Genomic DNA, 14322 nt, shown 5'->3' on the forward strand with positions numbered 1-14322 from the left:
CCTTATTTTTTACTTATTAGCCTTTTTTGCTTGAACCTTCATTGTCTGCATCATCTGGTGCAGCTTACGGTTCGATGGCTTCTGGCCCATCTGCATCATCATTGAACGTAGCATGTCTTCAGTGATCGGTGGGTTGTTGCGCAGATAATTTTCCATGTAACGGCGTGCGCCGAAAAAGCCAATAACTACCCCGAAGATTAGGGCAATAATGATGAAAAGAATTGTTAAACCGGACACTATCTTTTTCCTCCTTGAAATTACGATTCACTCAACTATCTTACACAATCTCAGCGCCGTTGAAAAGGCTAATTATCAACTTAGTCCTTTCTTAAACCGCTTTTCCGCTGTGCCTGCCGTAATTTTTCGGGAGTAACCTCTTTCCCTTCTCGGTTGTAAAACTTCGTATGTTCGAGGTTACTACGGAAAGCTGCGCGAAAGTTAGCCAGGTACTGCTGGCGAAGCCGTTCACGTTCCTTCTTTTCAGCGGTTGTGAGTCCCTCGGCCTTATTTTTCTTTGCCAACTCATTAATCCGTTTCAGCAGTTGATCCTGTTCATTTTCCTTTGCCATAAGAGCACCTCGTTCATTTTCTAATATCTTAAGTGTACAAAAGCAACTACCTTTTATCAAGAAAACGGGCCCAATTCACGAACATATGTTTGAAGATTACTCTTTTTATGATAAACTAAGACTATCAACAAACGAACAACTACGGGGGATATTATGGCAAAGTCAGGACAAAATAAACAAATGGCAGTACTGAGCTTCATCTACCAGCAAGTGGAAAACCAGGGCTATCCGCCAACAGTCCGGGAAATTTGTGCCGCCGTTGGCCTGTCGTCAACTTCGACCGTCCACGGCCACATTAACCGCCTCATTACTAAAGGTTTTCTCCACCGCGACCCAGCCAAGCCGCGGGCGCTCGAAATTACAGCAGCCGGCCGGGAAGTGCTGGGAGTCAAAACCCACCCGGATAAAATACCTCTACTAGGGACGGTTGCCGCGGGGCAGCCAATCCTTGCTGACCAAAACATTACTGACTACTACCCTGTCCCACCAACAATGAATGACCATGACGACCTCTTCATGCTGGAAATCCACGGTAACAGTATGATCAACATGGGGATTCTGAATGGTGACAAAGTCATCGTCAGACGGCAAGAAACTGCGGAAAACGGTGAAGTCGTCATCGCCATGACTGAAGACAACGAAGCCACCTGCAAACGATTCTTTAAGGAAGATGGTCATTACCGGCTGCAACCAGAAAACGATGATATGGCACCGATCATGTTAAATCACGTAAGCATCCTCGGTAAGGTAGTTGGCCTCATGCGGGACACGATTGACTAGTTTGCTGATCGGCACGCTTGTAAAAACTAAATGAAAAATCAATTGCTAGTTTTCACTCACGATGAAAACTAGCAATTTTTATTTTGGACACCCGACAAATATGAAGATTGGTCGGGTCGCCAAAAAGAAAAAGGAGCGAAGCGATGCCAATTAGTCAACATCACCTCGCTCCTTTAGTTTTACTGATTAACTTGATATTGACGCTGGTGTCCTCCTTGGCCAGTCAGCCAGAATGGCGAGGGGTCTTTGCTGGTATCAAAGCTGACATCTGTGTCTGCCAGTCCCAACTGACCGTTAAAGGATTTTTCATATTCCGCAACGCTCAACTGCTGACGAGTTGCCAGATCGGCAGCAACGTCGTTGAGCTGGTTTTCAAAGTTCGGTTGCAGCACTCCACTGTAAAACTCACCCTCGGCACCAGAACCATAGCTGAATAGGCCAAGTCGTTGTCCGGGACGAGCTTGACCATTTTGCAAGTAAGACAAAAGGCTCAGATAGAGCGACCCAGTATAAAGGTTGCCAACTTGCCGGCAATACTGCTGGCTGGCGGTCAAGGCCGCCCGCAAACGCTGACTATCGGGATCATCATGGTCACCCAGCAATGCTTCAAGCGCCTTCTTCCCCATCTTGGTAAAAGGCAGGTGAAAGAGCAAGGCATCAAAGTCCGCCCACTGCCGCCCGGTCATTTCTTGGTAACGTTCAAAGGTCTGCAAGAAAAAGTCGATGTAGACCTGGGTTGAATACTTGCCGTCAACCATCGCGTCCTCGGAATATAGCGGACGCCAGAAGTCCATGAGATCATCACTAGCCGTCACACTAACCTGGTCTAATGATAGCAAGCGGGGATTAGCAGTAATAGTCATCGCTACTGCCCCAGCGCCCTGGGTAACTTCACCCGGTGTATTAAGCCCGTAGCGAGCAATATCTGTGCCAATCACTAGCACCACGGACTGTGGGTCAGTGGCCACTAGTCCCTTGGCCATCATCACGCCAGCAGTTGCTGCGTAACAGGCTTCCTTGAGCTCAACAACCCGGGTAAACCGCGAAAGCCCTAACAGCCGTTTGATGTAAACCGCCGTCGCCTTCGAGTTATCAACCCCCGACTCAGTCGCTACCAAGACGGTGCTGATCCGTTCTTTTAATGCCGGTGTCATAAGCTTTAAAGCCGCTGCGGCCCCCAGCGTTACTGCGTCCTGCGTTGGCGGAACCACTGCCTGCTTTTCCTGGCCAATGCCGATTAAGTACTTATTTGGGTCAACGTCGCGTGCCCGGGCCAGTTCAACCAGGTCCAAATAAAACGGCGTTGTTGCGAAACTCAACTTGTCAATCCCAATCTGCATTCTTCATTGCCCCTCTGATAAAAGATGTGAAAACCCCGTCGAAGCGATGCTTGACGGGGTTCTCTGAGCTGTTATTCATCAACAGCAAGCAAGGAGAGTACAGGAATCGAACCTGCGCGCCGGTTTTACCCGGTTCGTCGGATTTCGAGTCCGATGCATTACCGCTCTGCCAACTCTCCAAAATTGAACAATCATTATTATACCAACATCTCAACTGAAGGTAAAGTTAATTCTCCCAAATGATTGTCACAAATTGCCTGGCTGCTGAAGCACTACTTGTCTACTGGTTAGCAATATCAAAGGTGGTCTTACCGTCCTTCGCGGTATAAAGAGCCTTTGAATCGTCACTCGGGTTAAGCAGGGAAATTGAGTACCCATTTCCCAAGACGTTATCCAGCTGCGAGGACGTTTCCCGAATGGACTTGGTAAATTTGGGCCACCCCATCTGGTCAGCCTGGTCCGGTCTTTGTGACAGCTGGCTGAGTGCTTGTTTCATCTCGTCATTGGTTGGCGTCACCTTAAAGGTCTTGTCAGCTGAATCAAAGGAAACCGTCCCCAGCTTGCTGTAAGCCTTTTGCAACTGCCGCAAAACTGCCGATTCCTTTTGTTCCTGGCTGGCAGTATTACCGCCCGCGATCGACATCTGGTTGGCAAACTGCTGGAGGCTTCCAGAGTTAGCCGCAGCCCGTTGCTTCGGCGAAGTTGGCTGGCTACTAGAACTAGCGGCATTATTGCTGGAATGGTGCCAGTATGGCAACTTCACTACCCCAATGACCGTCATTGCCAAACTAGCAATCACCAGCAGGGTCGCCCACTTCCATTCGTGATACTCCATCCACGAATTTGCTAGGTAAAACCCGCTTAAAATCAGCATTAGGCCGCCAAATAGTGCAAGAAAAATCATAACGTTCCCTTCTCTTTCCTGTGTAAAATACTTTATTTATTGTGCTTCATTTCCCGCTTAGATACAATAGGCGTAGTCATTTTTTAATAAATCAGCGAAAGGAAATGAATTATGAGCACATCATCGTCTTCCGTCTACATTATTGGTGCCGCACGAACGCCCATTGGCAAAATGAACGGCACCCTCGCTGGTCTCTCAGCAGTCCAACTCGGTACTATCGCCGCCAAAGCTGCTATCGACCGCTCGCACATCAAACCAGAATTAATAGACCAGGTCTTCTTTGGTAACGCACTCCAGGCTGGCAACGGTCAAAACCCCGCACGGCAAGTCGCCATCAATGCTGGACTAAGTCAGACCGTTCCGGCAACGACCGTTAACGACGTCTGTGCTTCCGGCCTTCACAGTATTAACCTGGCAGCCCAGCTAATCCGCGCGGGTGAAATGTCCGCCGTGCTCGCTGGCGGAATGGAGAGCATGAGTAACGCTCCTTACCTCTTAAGAAATGCGCGCCGTGGCTACCGGTTAGGTGATGGTCAGCTCGTTGATGCGCTGCAAAATGATGGCCTCATCGACGCTTTCCACCACTATTCGATGGGGCAGACTGCTGAAAATGTCGCTGAGCAATACCAACTGACCAGACAAAAACTAGACCAGTTTGCCCAGGATAGCCAGCAAAAAGCAATTGCCGCCCAACAAGCCGGTCGCTTTGCTGACGAAATTGTTCCGGTAACGGTTCCCCTCAAACACGGGCAAAGCAAAACAATCACGTTAGATGAAGGCCCCCGCCCTAATTCATCGCTGGCTAAACTCTCACAGCTCAAACCAGCCTTTTCGCCCCACGGGGTCGTCACCGCGGGAAATTCTTCCGGGATAAATGATGGGGCAGCAGCTGTTATTTTAGCCAGTGGTGAGCTAGTCAACCAACTGGGGCTCACTCCGCTGGCCCGCTGGGACGAAGGATCATTGGTGGGGCTCGACCCGGCCGTAATGGGCTTAGGCCCTATTCCTGCCATCCGTCAGCTAATGGCCAAAAGCCAGCTAAGTCTCGACCAAGTCGATTTGTTTGAAATTAACGAGGCTTTTGCCGCCCAGTCACTGGCGGTCATCCGTGAGCTACAGTTACCAGCTTCGCGGGTGAACCCGAACGGTGGTGCCATTGCCCTTGGTCATCCCCTGGCTGCATCTGGTGCACGAATCGTTGTCACCCTCGCCTATGAAATGAGCCGTCGTCATAGTCAATACGGAATTGCCGCCCTTTGTGTCGGTGGCGGGATGGGCGCGGCTGCCCTATTTCACGGCAGCAATGATTAAAACGAATTTTATTTAATCCTATTGCGATAATGTTCGTGATCATGTAAGATAATGACATCAAGGAGGAATCAACCATGGCACGTATTTATCTTGCTGGCCCCTTCTTTAGCGACCAGCAAATCGACCGTATTCACCGCGTTGAAAGAGCATTAAAGGCTAACCCATCCGTCGATAGTTTCTTCTCGCCAATGGCCACCAATACTACCGATGACAATGGCCAACAATTTACTCCACAGTGGGCACACCGCGTCTTCCAGCTAGACACTGAAGAGATCGACAAGGCCGATGTCGTTTGCGCTGTTACCGACTTTGTTCACCAAAATATGGACTCTGGCACCGCCTTTGAAGTTGGCTATGCCTTTGCGTCCCAAACCCCGGTTGTTTGTCTGCAGGAACTTGACGAACCGCTGAACCTAATGATTGGTCAGGCGTTGCGGTTCTACACCAAGGACGTTGAAGAGCTGGCAAAATATGACTTCAACCAGCTTCCGCACCGGGCATATACTGGCAAGACTTTTTAATTGCTAATCACCACTAAAAAAGTAATCCCCATCACTTGGTAAGCCAAGACTGATGGGGATTTTCGTTTTAGTATTGCATCAAAGTTTTAACGTCATAGCCGGTCAGCTTATCGCGACCATGCAGGTCTTTTAATTCGATGATGAAGGCACAACCCACAACTTCGCCGCCTAACTGGTGAACGAGGTCAATCGTCGCCCCAATCGTCCCGCCGGTGGCAAGCAAGTCGTCAACTACCAGGACCCGCTGCCCCGGTTTGATGGCGTCCTTTTCCATCTGCAGGGTTGCCGTCCCGTACTCAAGGTTATACGAGGCACTTACCGCTTCCCGCGGTAGCTTCCCCTTTTTACGAGCGGCAGCAAACCCAGCACCCAACTCATAGGCAATTGGGCAGCCAACGATGAATCCGCGAGCTTCAGGACCAACAACCATGTCAACTTGCTTATCTTTTGCGTAGCTAACAATCTCGCCAATTGCCTGGTGAAAAGCCTCGCCATTAGCCATCAGTGGCATAATGTCGCGGTAAACAATTCCTTTCTCCGGAAAGTCCGGAATACTATCGACAATTTTGTAATAATCAACGGTCATTCGTTCTAAACTCCTTTAATCCATGTGTTTTTCAGCTGTTCATAAACCCAGGCGGTCAACCGCCGCTGGTCGCTGTCCAAAAGCAGTTTTTCAGCCTGGAGACGAGCAAGGCGCCGCCGGTAAGTCGGCAACGAACTAAGGGCCACCTTGTCAGGTGACGGGTTCAAGCTCAGCAAACCATCTTTTATTGTAACAAATCCCCCATCATAAAACACCTGAATCATAAATTTTACAGTTGGGGGAGCAATTGTTAACTCGGCGGCTAGCTGTTTCATGCCAGCAGGCCAGGTGATTTGCCGGTGGTTCTTCAGCAAGCGATAGAGCGCAGCAAAATGATGACGGTCCGGAACCGCTTCGCCTTGTTGTCCTGACTGTGACCACAATAATAAACGCAGCTTTGCTGGCTGCTGCGAGCTCATCATATCAGCCGCCAGTTCACCAATACTGGGTGGGCAGTCAACGATTGTGACATTTTGCCCCGCAAAGTCGACTTGCCGGGCTTCTTCGGGGCTCAGCACTTTCCCGTTCGCGTGTCCCACCACGTTTTTCCGCAGGCGTTCACCATAAATGACGTAATTGCTTTTTTCCCTAAACATCGCCGGTGTCAACTGTCGAGTGCGGGAATCAACAACCTCTGCGGCCGTTAACTGGAGGTCCTTGAGCATTAGTTGAACACTTTGTTTACCCTTCCACTGGTTAATGTTCAGGGTAACGGCAAAGTTCACGCTCCCGGCGGGCGCAGCCGTTAATGCCGGAGCAAGTTTCCCCTGGTTAAAGGCCACGATGGTCTGCCGCCCGCGCTGTCCAGCAATGTTCACCCGCAGGTGGTTGTTGTCCTTGCCCATGGTTGACACACTGGTGATTTGCGGCTGCTTGATTTCAAAGACAGGCGTTTCGTTGTCGGGACCAAAGGGGTCCAGCCGGCGAACCTGCTTAGCCAGGAGGAGGTTAATCTCTTCCGGTAATAGCTGACCGCTAATCATCAATTGTGCCGGTCCCTTGTCCGCCAGGTGCTGGTCAGCAGCCGCCGCCTCGAAGGCCGCCCGAAGCTTGTCCAACACTGGCTGTTTGAAGGACAGCCCACAAGCCTGGCTGTGGCCACCAAAGGCTGTCATCAGGTCACGGTGCCCATCCAGTGCCTCAAAGAGGTTGAAGCCCGCAGAACTACGGCCAGATCCTTTATAGAGCTGCCCGTCGTCCGTGCTGGCAACAATTGTCGGTTTGCCCGTCGCTTCGACAAGCCGGGAAGCAACAATTCCTAATACACCCTGGTGCCAGCCGCGTCCGCAGATAAGCAGGGTTTGTCGCTGCTGGTTAGCAGCTGACAAGGCCTGCTGTGTCGCCTGCGTGGTAATTTGGTCGACTAACTGGCGACGTTGCTGGTTATCATGATCAACCTTGTCGGCTAGCGATTTGGCTTCTGCCGGGTTCAGAGTCGTCAGCAGCCGAACTCCGTCATTGGCATTTGCCACCCGGCCAAGTGCGTTCAGCCGTGGCGCGATTTGAAAGCCGATGTCTTCAGTCGTGACGTTGTCCTCATCAACTCCGGCCAACTGGGCCAGCGCATGAAGCCCCAAACGCTGCTTTTGCCGCATCCGTTGCAACCCCAGACTAATCAGCGTCCGGTTTTCACCAGCAACAGAAACCACGTCGGCAATCTCGCCAATCGCAACCAAGTCTAACAATTCCTCAGGAAATTCCTCCAACAGTGCCCAGGCCACTTTAAAGGCAACTCCCACTCCAGATAAGTCGCCACCAGGATAGTCTGCTCCCGGGTACCGTGGGTGAACGATCGCTACCGCCGGTGGTATGTGGTCAGCAAACTGGTGGTGGTCGGTCACCACCACGTCCACTCCCCGTTCATGGGCCAGTGTTAACGCTTTCCAACCAGCCACTCCGTTGTCAACGGTCACGATTAACTTCGTCCCGTCATCAATTAAGCGCTGATAGACCGCCGGATTAGGTCCGTACCCATCCTGAAAACGGTCTGGAATGTAGTAGTTAACGTTTGCGCCCAGCGTCAACAACGTTTCATACATCAACGAAGTACTCGTGATGCCGTCAGCATCGTAGTCACCGTAAACCGTAATTTTGTCACCAGCTTCGACGGCCTGCTCAATCCGTGCTACTGCCTTGTCCATGTCATGGAGGGCCGCCGGTTCCACAATTGTTGACGGGTCGTTCGGGTGAAGGAAGGCCTCCGCTTCTTCTACCGAATGGCACCCGCGTTGGACCAAAATGGCCGCAACCGCTGCCGGTAGTTCATCAGCCTGCTGGATCTGCTTGACCAGGGCAGCATCCACCTCTGCCGGATACTGCCACTGGTAATGTGACTTGGCCATTAACTTTCACACTCTTTCTCAAAATAATTGCGGCTGCACCAGCTAACCTGTTGCAGCCACTTTGCTTTTACCACTACCAATTACAGTAGTTCTTTATGCTGCTGGAAATTGAAAAACCGTTTGATTGCCCAGTCACCAAGCCCCGGGATAATTTGGTAAATCCAACTCAGTGTCCCCGTATAGCCAGGAACATTAATTTCCCGCGTCTTATAGCCGACATTATCCCAAACAGTTGACGCCAGCTTATCCGTTGAAATCATCATATTGTCCGGCAAGTGTGAGAGGTAATCACCACTCGGGTCTGCCCGGTCAAAGAAAGCTGTATCCACCGGTCCCGGGTTGACCGTTAAGACCTGAACACCATAGTCAGCCACTTCCATCCGCAGGACATTGCTGAACTGGATGACCCCGGCCTTAGTTGCTGAATAGGCTGCTGCATGTGGCGTCGGAATTTTACCAGCGAGAGAACCAATATTGATGATTGCCCCGTAACCCTGATCCATCATCTGCTTGGCCACACAACGGCTCAAATACATGGTAGCCAGGAGGTTAACGTTGACCATCCGGTTCATCATTGACAGTGATTCTTTGACAGCCGCAGTCATGTCGCCCAAGCCGGCAGCATTAATCAGCACGTCAATGTCGCCCACCTCGTGCCGAATCTTTGTTAAGACGCGGTCGGTTTGATCGGGGTCAGTGACATCTAGCTGGTAGGCAAACGACGGCCGTCCAGACAGCACCAAACAGCGCCGTGACACCTGCTGCAGGAGGTCCAAACTACGGGCACACACGACTACGATTGCGCCACGGCGGGCGGCCTCCAGTGCTAACGCCTTACCAATTCCCTGGGAACCACCGGTAATCAAGACCACTTTGTTTTTCAGCTTTCGTAGTGATTTCATCCGACTCATCATTTTGATTGCTCCTCCCCCACAAACGGGATCTTAACCACTTCAAAGTCATTCACAACCCAGGTTTGCGGGAAAACGTCCCGCACCTGGTAAGCCAACTGATAGGCCGCCTTGCCAACATAACGTGCTGAGATATGCGTCAGCAATAGCTTACCCACGCCCGCCTTTTGGGCAATTTTGGCAGCCTGTTCTGACGTTGAATGATAATACTTTTTGGCCATGCGCGACTCACTCTTATCGAAGGTCGCTTCGTGAACCAGCACGTCTGCGTTATGTGCCAACTTGACCGTATTGTCTGTTGGCCGCGTATCACCCATAATGGCAACAATCCGGCCGGGTTGCGCCGGACCAATGTACTGGCGGCCATCCACTGTTCGGCCATCCGCTAAGATCACCGTTTTGCCGGCCTTCAGTTGACCATAGATTGGACCCGAAGGGATATTATCGGCTCGCAGCTTATCTACCAGTAGCTCTCCCGGGTGATCAGCTTCAACGATTCTGTAACCAAAACAGGCAATGTTGTGGTCCAACTTAGCGGCAGTGACCGTAAAGGTCTTATCCTGAAAAATAATGCCGCCACGAGTCAGCTCAACAAAGTGCAGGGGGTAAGCAAGCCGCGTCCCACTCACCCGCAGGGAAGTCAAAACAAAATCCTTGATCCCTGCCGGCCCATAAATAGTCAGCGGACCACTTCCGCCCTGAAAAGAACGGGAAGATAAGAGTCCCGGCAGGCCATAAATGTGGTCCCCGTGAAGGTGGGTAATAAAGATCTTCTCAATCTTGCGCGGACGGATTGTTGTTTTCAAGATCTGGTGCTGAGTCGCCTCGCCAACATCAAACAGCCAAACCGCATTTCGTTCATCCAGTAGTTTCAGGGCAGTGCTGCTAACGTTACGCAGTTTGCTGGGTGAGCCCGCACCCGTTCCCAAAAATTCAAGTTCCATCTAATCGTCAGCCTTTCTGCTTCTTTTCCTATTGGACAAATTCAAAGGCAAAGTCACCAATCTGAACCGTTTCTCCGTCCTTAATGCCCCGCTTGCGCAGTGCAGCATCAACGCCCATCCGCCGTAGCTGACGGGCAAACCGCAACTGGCTGTCCTGGTGAGTTAAGTCGGTCATTGCTAGCAGGCGTTCCAGTTTCTTGCCGCTGACCAGCCACGTTCCCGCACTATCACGAGTAATCTCAAAGTCAGCCTCGCTCTTTTGCCGTGGCCGGTACTCAACTGTGCTTTCCTCCTGCTCGTCATGACTATTGGCATCAAATGACGGCGTTTGGTCAAGTAAGTCTGCCGTTGCCAGCATTAATTCACGCGTCCCCTGGTGAGTTAGTGCCGAAATGGCCATTAATTGAGGTGATTCAGGTAAGGTGTCATCAGCCGCCAATTGTGCCTTGAAGTGTGCATAGTTCTCAGCACTGTTAGGCATATCCATCTTCGTGGCCACGACAATCTGCGGTCGTTTCAACAATTCTGGATCATACGCGGCCAGCTCGTGATTAATAACGTGAAAGCGGTCCAACGCCTGTTCCGGGTCCTCACTACTCATGTCCACCAAGTGCAGGAGAACACGGGTCCGTTCAATGTGCCGGAGAAACTTCAAGCCGAGACCGACGCCCTTGGCTGCTCCGCTGATCAAACCAGGCATGTCAGCCATAGCAAAGTCACGACCGTCATCGAGCATGACCATCCCTAAATTAGGCACCAGGGTGGTAAACTCGTAAGCTGCTACTTTGGGCCGGGCACCGGTAACCACCGACAGCAGAGTAGACTTCCCAACGGACGGGAATCCCACGAGACCGACATCAGCCAACATCTTCAACTCTAACTCCAGGTAGGAGTCTTCGCCCGGCTCGCCGTTTTCGGCAATTTCAGGTGCCGGATTCTTCGGTGTTGCAAAGTGGATGTTTCCACGGCCGCCACGACCACCATGGGCAATGACTAATTCCTGGCCGTCTTTAACCAGGTCCCCGATGACCTGACCACTATCCAGGTCCTTCACGGTGGTACCGGCTGGGACAGCAACGACCGTATCCTGTGCCGAAGCACCGGTCTTTTGCTTACTCCCACCGGCCATCCCGTTTGCCGCCTTAAAAATGCGGTGATAACGGAAATCCATCAGGGTCCGCAAACCCGGGTCGACTTTTAAAATAATACTGCCGCCACGGCCACCATCACCACCAGCGGGGCCACCATTCGGGACGTATTTTTCTCGGCGGAAAGCAACCATGCCGTTGCCACCCCGACCGGCGTGGGCCTCAATCTTAATTTGATCCACAAAAGTATTCATCTATCTCGTTCCTTTTCCTTGATATTGCTAGTATATTCGATTGTTCAGCAACCGTCAAAATCAGTCGTGGCTACTCCCGCGGTTGACGTCAGCGTGTTTCTGCAAGGACAATTTGATCAGCTGGGCGGTTTTATTGGGAATCCCCAGCTCATGAATTTGCGCTACCGGGGCATCAGCAATCGCGTTAATCGACCCAAAATTCTTGAGCAGCTTAGTCCGCGTCCGCGGACCAACCCCTTGAATCTGGTCTAAGCGCGAGCTTAATGAGTGCTTGGTATGTGTTTTCCGGTGAAAGGTAATGGCAAAGCGGTGCACCTCATCTTGGATCCGCTGAACCAGGTAAAACCCCTGACTACGCGGATTCAAGTGAACATGCTGATCGCCACTGCCATACAGCAAGTCTGCAGTCTTGTGCTTGTCATTTTTAACCATCCCCACTACCGGGATAGCTAAGTCTAATTCGTTAACCAAGACGTCCTTGACCGCATCCATTTGAATTTGACCACCGTCCATAAAAATCATGTCCGGCATTGGCTGTCCTTCCTTGAGCAACCGCGAGTAACGCCGGCGAATGACTTCCCTGGTGCTGGCAGCCTCATCAGCGTGATTAATCACCGTTTTCAGTTTGTACTTCCGGTAAAGCTTTTTTGCTGGCTTGCCGTCCACAAACACTACCATCGCGCTTACCGGGTCGGCTCCCTGGATATGCGAATGGTCAAAGGCCTCAATCTTATGACCAGCTGGTAACCCAAGCGCATCAGTAATTTCTTTCATGGCACCAGTTGTCTTCTCGGTATCCATCGCCATCAAGCGGAACTTATCGTTTAACGCCAATTCCGCATTTTCGGCCGCCAGTTTCATTAACCGACGCTTTTCCCCTCGTTGCGGCGTCCGAACTGGGACGCCCAAAATGTCACTGATTTCGTGGTTGGGCAGTCCCGCTGGTAAGAGAATTTCTTTTGGCAGGAGGTTATTTTTCCGCTGGTAGAACTGCAAGATAAAGCTGGTCATTTCCTCTTCAGCGGTGTCCACTACCGGGAAGAGCCGTTTTTCCCGCTTCATTAACCGGGCTTGACGAATAAAGAACACTTGGATAGACAACCAACCCTTGTCCAGGTAAAAGTTAATAATATCCCGTGGCGTTTTATCGTTACTAATGATTTTTTGCTTTTCAACCGTCACATCAATATAGTGCAGCTGGTCGCGAATTTCGGCAGCCCGTTCGTACTCCATTTGGGCAGAAGCTGCCTTCATCTTTGCGACCAAGTGTTTTTTGACTTCACCCGTATTACCATTTAAAAATGACTTAATTCGTTCAATCTGCCGGTCATAAGTTTCTTTGGGCACCTCTTGAAAACAAGCTCCCAGGCACTGGTCAAGGTGGTAGTAAAGACACGGTCGCCCCTGATAACCATTACAACGACGGAGAGGATAAACCTTTTGAATAAAGTTGACCGTTCCTTCAGCAGCAGTAACGTTCGGGTACGGACCAAAGTAGTAGGCCCCGTCGTGTTCAACCTGACCAGTGATTTTAATCTGCGGGTCCCGTTCGTTAGTAATTTTAATATACGGGTATCCCGTGGTGTGCAGCAGTTTGATGTTGTAATACGGTTGGTGTTCCTGAATCAGCGTAATTTCCAGCAGGAATGATTCCTTATTCGAGTCGGTAACGATGATGTCAAAGTCGTGGACCTGCGAGACCATCGCCGCCACCTTACCAGTATGACTACTCTTAAAGTAGGAACGTACCCGATTTTTTAAATTTTTTGCCTTACCGACGTAGATAATCTTCCCGTTAATATCTTTCATCATATAACAACCCGGCCGATCAGGTAGTAAGGCTAACTTTCGTTCAAGGTGTTCACTGGCCATCAATGCTCCTCCTTCCCGTAAATATCAATATAATATTTTATCTCATTTGCCGTAACCAAGGCAAAGAAAAAGAAACACTAGTCCTGCCGCCAAGACTAGTGTTCCTTATTAAATGACAAACCGTTCTGTTAAGCTTCCAAGATCTTTTGCATAAACTCCTGCGCCCGCTTAGTTTGCTGGTGGGCAAAGAATTCCTCAGGCGTCCCCGTCTCCTGAATATAACCATCGGCCATGAACCAAATCTGATCGGCAACGCTCTTGGCAAAGCCCATTTCGTGCGTGACCACAACCATCGTCATACCATTATTGGCCAGCTGCTGCATAACTTTTAACACTTCCCCCACCATCTCGGGATCAAGCGCACTAGTTGGTTCGTCAAACAACATTACTTCTGGCTTCATCGCCAAGCTCCGGGCAATCGCCACCCGCTGCTGCTGACCACCCGAAAGGCTCATCGGGTAAGCATTGGCCTTGTCACCCATTCCGACCTGCTCCAGCAGTTTCTTAGCTTCTGCTTCTGCTTCTTTCTCTGGCATATTTTTAACCTTCATCGGCGCCAGTTTGACGTTGTCCAGGACCGTCATGTTGGGAAAGAGGTTAAAGCTTTGGAAAACCATTCCCATCTTGGCCCGCATCTTTTGAACGTCCGCGGCCCCCAGCTGTGTTAGGTCGGTTCCCTCAAAGAGAATCTTCCCACTCGTCGGCTTTTCCAAAAGGTTCAGGCAACGCAAAAACGTTGACTTGCCAGCGCCAGACGGACCGATGACGCAAATTACCTGCCCCTTGTTGACCTTTTCGCTGATGTTTTCCAGAATAACGTTGTCACCAAAGGCTTTCTTTAACTGTTGGATTTCAATCATCGTCTGTGCTGCCATGGATATTCCTCCCGCAATCTTTAAT

14 protein-coding genes and 1 tRNA gene are annotated in these 14322 nt (G+C 50.7%); 3 read left to right on the forward strand and 12 right to left on the reverse strand.

Features of this window, described 5'->3' with window-relative positions; all coding sequences use genetic code 11:
- Nucleotides 1–9: 9 nt before the first annotated feature.
- On the reverse strand, nucleotides 10–240 hold the full coding sequence (locus tag Q0E49_RS01735) for a YneF family protein (RefSeq protein ID WP_295746171.1): 231 nt from the start codon (nucleotides 238–240) through the stop codon (nucleotides 10–12).
- Nucleotides 241–317: 77 nt separating this feature from the next.
- Nucleotides 318–569 carry a DUF896 domain-containing protein gene (locus Q0E49_RS01740; protein WP_295746039.1) on the reverse strand — a complete coding sequence of 84 codons (252 nt, stop codon included), beginning with the start codon at nucleotides 567–569 and terminating at the stop codon, nucleotides 318–320.
- 153 nt (nucleotides 570–722) lie between these two features.
- Here Q0E49_RS01740 and lexA point away from each other — a divergent pair, with 153 nt between their 5' ends.
- Complete coding sequence (gene lexA, locus Q0E49_RS01745; protein WP_295746041.1) at nucleotides 723–1349, forward strand: transcriptional repressor LexA; 627 nt, start codon at nucleotides 723–725, stop codon at nucleotides 1347–1349.
- A gap of 179 nt (nucleotides 1350–1528) precedes the next feature.
- Here lexA and Q0E49_RS01750 read toward each other — a convergent pair whose 3' ends face one another.
- From Q0E49_RS01750 to Q0E49_RS01760, 3 genes are all read right to left on the reverse strand, one after another.
- Nucleotides 1529–2689 carry a hydroxymethylglutaryl-CoA synthase gene (locus tag Q0E49_RS01750; RefSeq protein WP_295746044.1) on the reverse strand — a complete coding sequence of 387 codons (1161 nt, stop codon included), beginning with the start codon at nucleotides 2687–2689 and terminating at the stop codon, nucleotides 1529–1531.
- A 91-nt stretch (nucleotides 2690–2780) separates the two neighbouring features.
- Nucleotides 2781–2868, reverse strand: a tRNA-Ser gene (locus Q0E49_RS01755).
- Between the two features lie 101 nt (nucleotides 2869–2969).
- A complete protein-coding gene (locus Q0E49_RS01760) occupies nucleotides 2970–3593 on the reverse strand; it encodes a DUF308 domain-containing protein (protein ID WP_295746046.1) in 624 nt (207 codons plus the stop codon).
- 111 nt (nucleotides 3594–3704) lie between these two features.
- Here Q0E49_RS01760 and Q0E49_RS01765 point away from each other — a divergent pair, with 111 nt between their 5' ends.
- Nucleotides 3705–4904 carry an acetyl-CoA C-acetyltransferase gene (locus Q0E49_RS01765; RefSeq protein WP_295746049.1) on the forward strand — a complete coding sequence of 400 codons (1200 nt, stop codon included), beginning with the start codon at nucleotides 3705–3707 and terminating at the stop codon, nucleotides 4902–4904.
- Nucleotides 4905–4978: 74 nt separating this feature from the next.
- The gene (locus tag Q0E49_RS01770) at nucleotides 4979–5425 is read left to right on the forward strand and encodes a nucleoside 2-deoxyribosyltransferase (RefSeq protein ID WP_295746052.1); all 447 of its coding nucleotides are present in this window, start codon (nucleotides 4979–4981) and stop codon (nucleotides 5423–5425) included.
- 67 nt (nucleotides 5426–5492) lie between these two features.
- On the opposite strand, the gene Q0E49_RS01775 is transcribed toward Q0E49_RS01770, so the two are convergent.
- The 7 genes from Q0E49_RS01775 to Q0E49_RS01805 all read right to left on the reverse strand — a co-directional run bounded on the left by Q0E49_RS01775 (nucleotide 5493) and on the right by Q0E49_RS01805 (nucleotide 14297).
- Complete coding sequence (locus Q0E49_RS01775; protein ID WP_295746056.1) at nucleotides 5493–6011, reverse strand: adenine phosphoribosyltransferase; 519 nt, start codon at nucleotides 6009–6011, stop codon at nucleotides 5493–5495.
- A 5-nt stretch (nucleotides 6012–6016) separates the two neighbouring features.
- A complete protein-coding gene (gene recJ / locus Q0E49_RS01780) occupies nucleotides 6017–8353 on the reverse strand; it encodes a single-stranded-DNA-specific exonuclease RecJ (RefSeq protein ID WP_295746060.1) in 2337 nt (778 codons plus the stop codon).
- Between the two features lie 80 nt (nucleotides 8354–8433).
- Complete coding sequence (locus Q0E49_RS01785; protein WP_295746063.1) at nucleotides 8434–9267, reverse strand: SDR family oxidoreductase; 834 nt, start codon at nucleotides 9265–9267, stop codon at nucleotides 8434–8436.
- On the reverse strand, nucleotides 9264–10208 hold the full coding sequence (gene rnz, locus Q0E49_RS01790) for a ribonuclease Z (protein ID WP_295746066.1): 945 nt from the start codon (nucleotides 10206–10208) through the stop codon (nucleotides 9264–9266). The genes Q0E49_RS01785 and rnz overlap by 4 nt, the downstream gene beginning before the upstream one ends.
- 28 nt (nucleotides 10209–10236) lie before the next feature.
- On the reverse strand, nucleotides 10237–11550 hold the full coding sequence (gene obgE / locus Q0E49_RS01795) for a GTPase ObgE (RefSeq protein ID WP_295746068.1): 1314 nt from the start codon (nucleotides 11548–11550) through the stop codon (nucleotides 10237–10239).
- A 60-nt stretch (nucleotides 11551–11610) separates the two neighbouring features.
- Nucleotides 11611–13422, reverse strand: coding sequence for an excinuclease ABC subunit UvrC (uvrC, locus tag Q0E49_RS01800; protein WP_295746070.1), 1812 nt, complete (start codon nucleotides 13420–13422; stop codon nucleotides 11611–11613).
- 128 nt (nucleotides 13423–13550) lie between these two features.
- Complete coding sequence (locus Q0E49_RS01805) at nucleotides 13551–14297, reverse strand: amino acid ABC transporter ATP-binding protein (RefSeq protein WP_295746072.1); 747 nt, start codon at nucleotides 14295–14297, stop codon at nucleotides 13551–13553.
- Nucleotides 14298–14322: the final 25 nt, after the last annotated feature.

The sequence above is a fragment of the uncultured Limosilactobacillus sp. genome, assembly GCF_934202235.1.
Taxonomy (GTDB): domain Bacteria; phylum Bacillota; class Bacilli; order Lactobacillales; family Lactobacillaceae; genus Limosilactobacillus.

Coding starts and splice junctions, on each gene's coding strand:
- Q0E49_RS01740 (WP_295746039.1), bottom strand. CDS start 569: ATGGCAAAGGAAAATGAACAGGATCAACTGCTGAAACGGATTAATGAG.
- lexA (WP_295746041.1), top strand. CDS start 723: ATGGCAAAGTCAGGACAAAATAAACAAATGGCAGTACTGAGCTTCATC.
- Q0E49_RS01750 (WP_295746044.1), bottom strand. CDS start 2,689: ATGCAGATTGGGATTGACAAGTTGAGTTTCGCAACAACGCCGTTTTAT.
- Q0E49_RS01760 (WP_295746046.1), bottom strand. CDS start 3,593: ATGATTTTTCTTGCACTATTTGGCGGCCTAATGCTGATTTTAAGCGGG.
- Q0E49_RS01765 (WP_295746049.1), top strand. CDS start 3,705: ATGAGCACATCATCGTCTTCCGTCTACATTATTGGTGCCGCACGAACG.
- Q0E49_RS01770 (WP_295746052.1), top strand. CDS start 4,979: ATGGCACGTATTTATCTTGCTGGCCCCTTCTTTAGCGACCAGCAAATC.
- Q0E49_RS01775 (WP_295746056.1), bottom strand. CDS start 6,011: ATGACCGTTGATTATTACAAAATTGTCGATAGTATTCCGGACTTTCCG.
- recJ (WP_295746060.1), bottom strand. CDS start 8,353: ATGGCCAAGTCACATTACCAGTGGCAGTATCCGGCAGAGGTGGATGCT.
- Q0E49_RS01785 (WP_295746063.1), bottom strand. CDS start 9,267: ATGATGAGTCGGATGAAATCACTACGAAAGCTGAAAAACAAAGTGGTC.
- rnz (WP_295746066.1), bottom strand. CDS start 10,208: ATGGAACTTGAATTTTTGGGAACGGGTGCGGGCTCACCCAGCAAACTG.
- obgE (WP_295746068.1), bottom strand. CDS start 11,550: ATGAATACTTTTGTGGATCAAATTAAGATTGAGGCCCACGCCGGTCGG.
- uvrC (WP_295746070.1), bottom strand. CDS start 13,422: ATGGCCAGTGAACACCTTGAACGAAAGTTAGCCTTACTACCTGATCGG.
- Q0E49_RS01805 (WP_295746072.1), bottom strand. CDS start 14,297: ATGGCAGCACAGACGATGATTGAAATCCAACAGTTAAAGAAAGCCTTT.